This is a genomic window from Dyadobacter soli (assembly GCF_900101885.1).
Lineage (GTDB): Bacteria > Bacteroidota > Bacteroidia > Cytophagales > Spirosomataceae > Dyadobacter > Dyadobacter soli.
Map to the genome: position 1 here is coordinate 189620 of NZ_FNAN01000020.1, position 6577 is coordinate 196196.

6 protein-coding genes are annotated in these 6577 nt (G+C 50.1%); 3 read left to right on the forward strand and 3 right to left on the reverse strand.

Going from position 1 to position 6577, the window contains the following annotated elements; genetic code table 11:
- Nucleotides 1–59: 59 nt before the first annotated feature.
- Together BLQ88_RS28975 and BLQ88_RS28980 are read right to left on the reverse strand one after the other, a co-directional pair.
- Entirely contained in the window at nt 60–1550 is a 1491-nt protein-coding gene (locus BLQ88_RS28975; RefSeq protein ID WP_090156509.1) for a catalase, read from the reverse strand.
- Between the two features lie 160 nt (nt 1551–1710).
- Entirely contained in the window at nt 1711–2433 is a 723-nt protein-coding gene (locus BLQ88_RS28980; RefSeq protein WP_229212912.1) for a metal-dependent hydrolase, read from the reverse strand.
- Between the two features lie 409 nt (nt 2434–2842).
- Between BLQ88_RS28980 and BLQ88_RS28985 the strand changes: the two genes are divergently transcribed.
- The 3 genes from BLQ88_RS28985 (at nt 2843) to BLQ88_RS28995 (ending at nt 6165) form a co-directional block, all read left to right on the forward strand.
- On the forward strand, nt 2843–4843 hold the full coding sequence (locus BLQ88_RS28985; protein ID WP_218132963.1) for a beta strand repeat-containing protein: 2001 nt from the start codon (nt 2843–2845) through the stop codon (nt 4841–4843).
- A 20-nt stretch (nt 4844–4863) separates the two neighbouring features.
- On the forward strand, nt 4864–5232 hold the full coding sequence (locus BLQ88_RS28990) for a hypothetical protein (RefSeq protein ID WP_090156511.1): 369 nt from the start codon (nt 4864–4866) through the stop codon (nt 5230–5232).
- 381 nt (nt 5233–5613) lie between these two features.
- On the forward strand, nt 5614–6165 hold the full coding sequence (locus tag BLQ88_RS28995; RefSeq protein WP_090156512.1) for a fasciclin domain-containing protein: 552 nt from the start codon (nt 5614–5616) through the stop codon (nt 6163–6165).
- Between the two features lie 173 nt (nt 6166–6338).
- Here the strand turns inward: BLQ88_RS28995 and BLQ88_RS29000 are convergent.
- On the reverse strand, nt 6339–6577 hold a 239-nt coding region (locus BLQ88_RS29000), incomplete at its 5' end, for a transposase (protein ID WP_143016953.1).

Consider the following 6577-nt stretch of genomic DNA (forward strand, 5'->3'; position numbering starts at 1 on the left):
TCACACAGTATTTGTATGATAAGAATCTGTCTGTGAGTTGCTTCCATTGGTGAGTCGGGTTAAATAGCTGTCATCGGCAGCATTTCATAGCCCTGATAATCCCTGACAACCTCCATCGATATCCCAAGTGCTCCCGCCACACCGCGTCCATAATCCGGATCGGCTTTGTAGCAATTGCGGATATGGCGGATCTGGATGAAATGCTGGGCATCTCGGAGCGCGTCGGCTGTGTTGCCGAAAAGTGCCGCTTTCTGCTGGTCGCCCATAAGTCTGAACAGGTTTCCGGGCTGGCTGAAATAGTCGTCATCTTCGCGGTGGTCCCAGCGGGCGGCATCACCGGTGATTTTCAATGGCGGTTCCTGGTATTCGGGCTGCTCCTGCCACTCGCTGAAACTGTTGGGGAAGTAGGAAACGGCGCCCTGATAGTTGCCGTCGACACGCATCGGCCCGTCGCGGTGGTAGGAGTGGTAGGGGCATTTGGGCGCATTCACCGGGATCTGGTGGTGGTTCACGCCCAGGCGGTAGCGCTGCGCATCGCCGTACGAAAACAGGCGGCCTTGCAGCATTTTGTCGGGAGAAAAGCCGATTCCCGGTACCACCGCAGCGGGGTTGAATGCGGCCTGCTCCACCTCGGCGAAGTAGTTGGCGGGGTTTCGGCTCAATGTCAGCTCGCCCACCGGAATAAGCGGATAGTCGCCGTGCGGCCAAACTTTGGTAAGGTCGAACGGGTTGATGTGGTAGGTTTCGGCATCCTGTTCTTCCATGATCTGCACATACATGGTCCATTTGGGGTAATCACCGGCTTCGATATGGTCAAACAGGTCGCGCTGGTGGCTCTCACGATCCGTGCCGACGAGTGTAGTGGCCTGCTGGTTGGTCAGGTTCTGTATGCCCTGCTGGGTTTTGAAATGAAACTTTACCCAGTAGCGTTTTTGGTCGTTGCTGATAAAGCTAAAAGTGTGGCTTCCGAAGCCATCCATATGCCGGTAGGAACTCGGCAGGCCCCGGTCGCTCATCGTAATGGTCACCTGATGCAGCGATTCAGGTATGAGCGTCCAGAAGTCCCAGTTGTTGTCCGCGCTGCGAAGGTTAGTTCTCGGGTCGCGCTTAACGGCATGGTTCAGGTCGGGAAAGCGCAGCGGGTCGCGCAGGAAGAACACCGGCGTATTGTTGCCCACCAGGTCCCAAATGCCTTCCTCGGTGTAAAACTTGATCGCAAACCCGCGGATATCCCGCTCGGCATCCGCAGCACCGCGTTCCCCGGCCACGGTCGAGAAGCGCACGAATACATCCGTTTCCTTCCCGACTTGTGAGAAAATATTCGCCCGCGTGTAACGGGTAATGTCATGTGTAACCCGGAACGAACCGTACGCGCCCGAACCTTTGGCATGCATTCGCCTTTCCGGGATCAGTTCACGGTCGAAATGCGCCATTTTTTCCAGGAACCAGGTGTCCTGCAATAAAGCAGGCCCGCGTTGACCGGCGGTGAGTGTATTGAGGTTGTCGGGTACCGGCGAGCCTGTGCGGTTCGTTAATTTGTAATTTTCCATGTCATCTTTAATAGAAAATGCTGATTGAATTTGAAAACTATTGACTTGCAGATGTGAAACTATCTATGCCGGCACTGAATAAACTGATACAGTTTCGAGAATAATAGCTAGTCCAGTTGCCAGACAAAAACCTTAGGACAAGAATAAAAGTAGATTATGCTTAAATTTCAATCACCTCTCCGATATCAAGCAGCATCAAATCCATACCCGCTGCCTGAAACAGCTCAATAGCATTTTGATGATCAATCACTATCTGCGGGAATGTGTCAAAATGCACGCCGACGACTTTGCCCGTTTCAAGGAGCCGTGCCGCCTGGATCGCGTCTTCTACACCCATGGTAAGGTGGTCGCCGACTGGCAACACCGCGTAATCCAGCTCTGTACTTTGGCTTACCAGCTGCATGTCGAGTGACAAGCCCGTATCGCCGCTGTAATAGAAATTGCCTTCCTCGCTAACAACCGCGAACCCGCATGCAACTCCTGCGTAACTGCCGTCGGGGAAACTGCTGGAATGCTGCGCTAAAAAGCATTTTACGATACCGAAGTCGAAACCCGACTTGCCGCCGGGATTGAGCGTATGAACATTGGTAATGCCGTGGTTGCCAAACCAGGTTGTGATTTCAAAATTTGCTATAACGGTGGCCATTGTACGTTTGGCAATTGCTACCGCATCCAGGATGTGATCGAAGTGTCCATGGGAAACAACAAGATAGTCGGCATGTAATGTGTTCAGGTCGATGGAACGGGCCAGTTCATTTCCAGAGATGAAAGGGTCGAACAGGATCGTGATCCCTTTTATTTCGACAGAAAAGCAAGAATGTCCGTAATAGGTGAATTTCATGGTCGTCCGGACGTCGACGGCAGATACGGAGGCTGATGTCATCGTAGTTGTAGTTTGAGCGGATTTATGATGAACTAAGGCCTGGCTGATGCCTCGTTTATAGCTAGTACAAAGCAACGCAACGCAAGACGGCAAGTCAATGGAGATCGCCCGGTAATTCGTGTACTTCCAGGCAGCTGGTTGCTGACGGTAACTTACGCTATTTCCAGTTCCAGGTTATGCTTATCGTGCGTTGATAGCCCGATGCCAGCTGGCTGAGTATGGCACTGAAATAATTCGACAACAAATGAGTACTAATTATTACATCCGCGGGTTGAATGCGAAGTACATTTACGGTGACCAACTTCCTGTGAAATTACTTAGTTCTGTAACGATATGATATTCAATCGTTTTACTACTGGCAGGCAGGTGAAGCACTTACTTGTTCTCAATTAAAACTTCTCTGATTTTGATGAAAAAATTACTTCTGAAAACAACTTTCGGACTCTTGCTCTCGGGTCCCTTTATCACTACGGTAAATGCGCAGGTAGGTGTCGGTACTTTGACCCCTGACGCGAGCGCACAGTTGGACGTGACTTCGGAAACAAGGGGGGTGCTTGTATCCCGTATGACGTCTGCCCAGCGCATTGCTATCGCAAGCCCTGCCGATGGTCTGCTCGTATACGACACAGACACGAAAGGGTTTTGGTACCACAAAGCGGGCACCGGCTGGACACAGATCAACAATGCGACGTTGTCATTGCCCTACATAGCCAACGAGAATAATGCAGGCACTTTATTTTCGATAGCCAATCAAAGCGATGGCACTTCGCTGGAAGGCGTAAACAACAGCACTACATCAAGCATTAGCGCTGTAAGGGGCATTATTACTTCTACTGCTCCGGGGGGCTTCGCTACGGCCGTACGCGGTATCAATAGCGGTACCGGGGGGCTTGGTGTTGGCGTCTGGGGCTCACAAGAAGGTTCGGGTTGGGGCGTGTATGGCTCCACTCCTTCCGGCTTGGGCGTGTATGGCAATGCAACTGCGGCAGGTTATGGCGTATATGCCAACAGCAACACCGGCACTGGTCTGAATGCGACCAGTACGAATGGTATAGCGGCAAATATTTCCATTGTAAACAACAGTAATAATAACAACGTATTAAATGTCAGCTCGGTAGGGAATGGCGCCGTTGTCAATGTTACTACTACTGGTATTGGAGCAGGTGTGCGGAGTGCTACGAATGGGGGTTTTGGTGTACATGGCATCACCGCCGAGCAGACATCGGCGGGTATCGTAGGTGATAACAATGGTGCGGGGGAAGCCATTGTAGGCCGAACTACCAGTGACATTGCGGGCGCAATCGTCGGCCGTAACGATGGAGGAGGATATGGGGTAAGGGGATTTGTAGCAACCAGCACCAGCGGCAGTGCCATCGGCGTTTATGGACAGGTAGGGATAAACAGCAGTACCGGTCGGGCCGGCCGTTTTGAGAATTATAACGCCGATAACACAGGCAATACGCTGGAAGTGGAAACGAACGGTAAGGGAAATGTAGATAATACACAAGGTAATGCTGCATCTTTCCTGGTGGATAATGCCAGCAGCAGGGCAGCTGCCTTGAGAGCAGAGGTGAATACTACCCTAAATAACTTCGGTGCAGCGGGAGTGTTTGGGGTTTCCTCGGGTACCGGGGGTTTTGCAGGCCTGTTTCATGCGTCGAACTCTGGTGGCAATGGCCCGGCGCTGGTAGCGATAGCAGACGGCAATGGTAATGGTATAACCGCCAATGCTGGCATCGGAGGAAATGGGGTAGAAGCTACCGCAGACGGGACCGGCAATGCGATTTATGCCTGGACGCCCGCTATCAGTAATGGCAAGGCAGCTCAGTTTGCAAATTTTAATACTGCCAATACAAATCCGGTGCTTACCGCTGAAACACACAGTACCGGCAATATTGCGCTGTTTAAAAGCGGAAACCCCGCTACTGCGAATGTGGCACGTATCGATGCCGATGGAAAGGGATTTTTCAATGGCGGTACGCAGAACAGCGGGGCCGACCTTGCAGAGGCTTTTGATGTTATAAAGGAAGTGTCCGAATATGAGCCGGGAGATATTTTGAGCATTGCCACTACGAAGGACCGGACCGTGGAAAAAAGCAATGGAGCCTACTCTTCCCTGGTATTGGGTGTGTATGCAACCAAACCGGGTGTGTTGCTTACCGAAGAGAATATCGACAGCAATCTTACGGGAAAAGTGCCTATGGGTGTGGTGGGCGTGATTCCGACCAAGGTATGCAAAGAGGGCGGTGCCATTCTGCGGGGCGATTTACTCGTTACTTCAAGCATACCCGGTGTCGCTATGAAAGCTGATCCCGACAAGGTAAAGGCCGGACAAATTATAGGCAAGGCTTTGCAAAATTTTGATGATGACCAGGTGGGTAAAATCAATGTGTTTGTAAACGTTAAATAGAACCTTAATCAACCAATATTATGAAACCTTATCTGATCATTTTTGCCATAGTTCTGGCAGGCACAGCAGCGAAAGCCCAATCTGCTTTTAAAACCAACGAAAGTATTTCGAGCCAGTTAAAAAACGGCACAGTTCCCGGCCTTGTATACGGCAAAGCAGAGCCTGTAAAAAAAGGAACAACAGCAGAGCCCGCAAATATGGAAAGTTCTGGTAAGCATATCACGAATAATTCACTACCTGGCGTAGTATCCGAAAAGAAAATAGCCGGCACGAAACCGCAAACCGATTTGTCTGTACAAACTAAACCGGTTGTACAATTGGCAAGTGACAAACCTGCGGAGAGGCCCGGCCCGGTTGAAAAAGTGGTGCTGCCTAAAAGTGTTCAGTAGCTAAAATCCCGAACTAATGTAGCAATGACCTGAAAAGACATATCTTTCTACTATTTCAACACGTTGAACGCTGCGGATATCTGCAGCGTTCAACCGTGGAGGCTGGCACACTATTCAGGCGGTATCAGGCATTCCACTACACTCACCCGGCAGATCCCGGCGAATGGACCGCAGTTCAGCTTAACGAGCGCCAAATGCATGAGCTCAGTGGGGAAGAATTATGGAGCTCCCAATGCGGCTAAAATCGGCCGCCGCCAAACTTGACAGCAATTCAACTTCAAAAAAGTTCGACTGGTGGACTGATCTGAAAGTACCCTTGCGGGCGTAGATTGTAACGTAACCGGCTACACTTACATTCACTAATTTTCAAATCACATTCACATGAAGACACTTACTCTTTTTCTCACACTGGCCACACTTTTTGTCGCCGGCCGCAGCATGGCCCAGGAAAAAACGGTTACTGTTGGCGGGGCGCCGATGTATCCGTCTAAAAACATTATTGAGAATGCGGTCAATTCGAAAGACCATACGACGCTGGTAGCTGCGGTAAAGGCTGCCGGACTGGTTGAAACTTTATCAGGCTCAGGCCCATTCACAGTGTTCGCTCCGACCAATTCCGCATTTGACAAACTTCCAAAAGGAACGGTTGAAACATTGGTAAAACCGGAGAATAAAACAATGTTGACGGGTATTTTAACCTACCATGTGGTTGCCGGTAAGATGAGCGCCGAAGATTTGATGAAAGCAATCAAGGACGGCTCAGGTAAAGCGAGCCTGACTACGGTTGCAGGTGGAAAACTGACTGCTACGCAAAAGGGCAAAAAAATCATGTTGACTGATGCGAAGGGGAACGTTGCGACCGTTACGACCGCCGATGTATTTCAGTCTAACGGCGTAATCCATGTCATTGATACTGTCCTGATGCCGGAGTGACCGGCAATTGACATTTCAAGAGCTCGCAGAATTAAGGGCTTTAAGAGGCCGTCTCAAATCAATTTGGGGCGGTCTTTTGTTTTAGCCCGTTATAGAAAATTCGTTTTCCGAATTTTGTGAAGTTATGGGCAAAGTTGATCGGAATGGGCTGCTGGTAGGGCAAGCAAGCCTATCTAGGCCGCTTTTTTCCTAATATTCTGTGCTATTGCAATCAATCCCCATTCGATCTCAACCTTTTGCTTGCCACGGAGCATGAACCGGCGGAAGTTGTGGTTATTTTTAATGTTACCAAAAACAGGTTCAACATCAAAGCATCGCTTCTTTCGCTTGATGATTCCTTCTTCACTTTTCAGTAGCCGGTCTGCTTGCTGTTTTTGCCTTTCCAGATTGACATTGACTTGAATAATCCGGT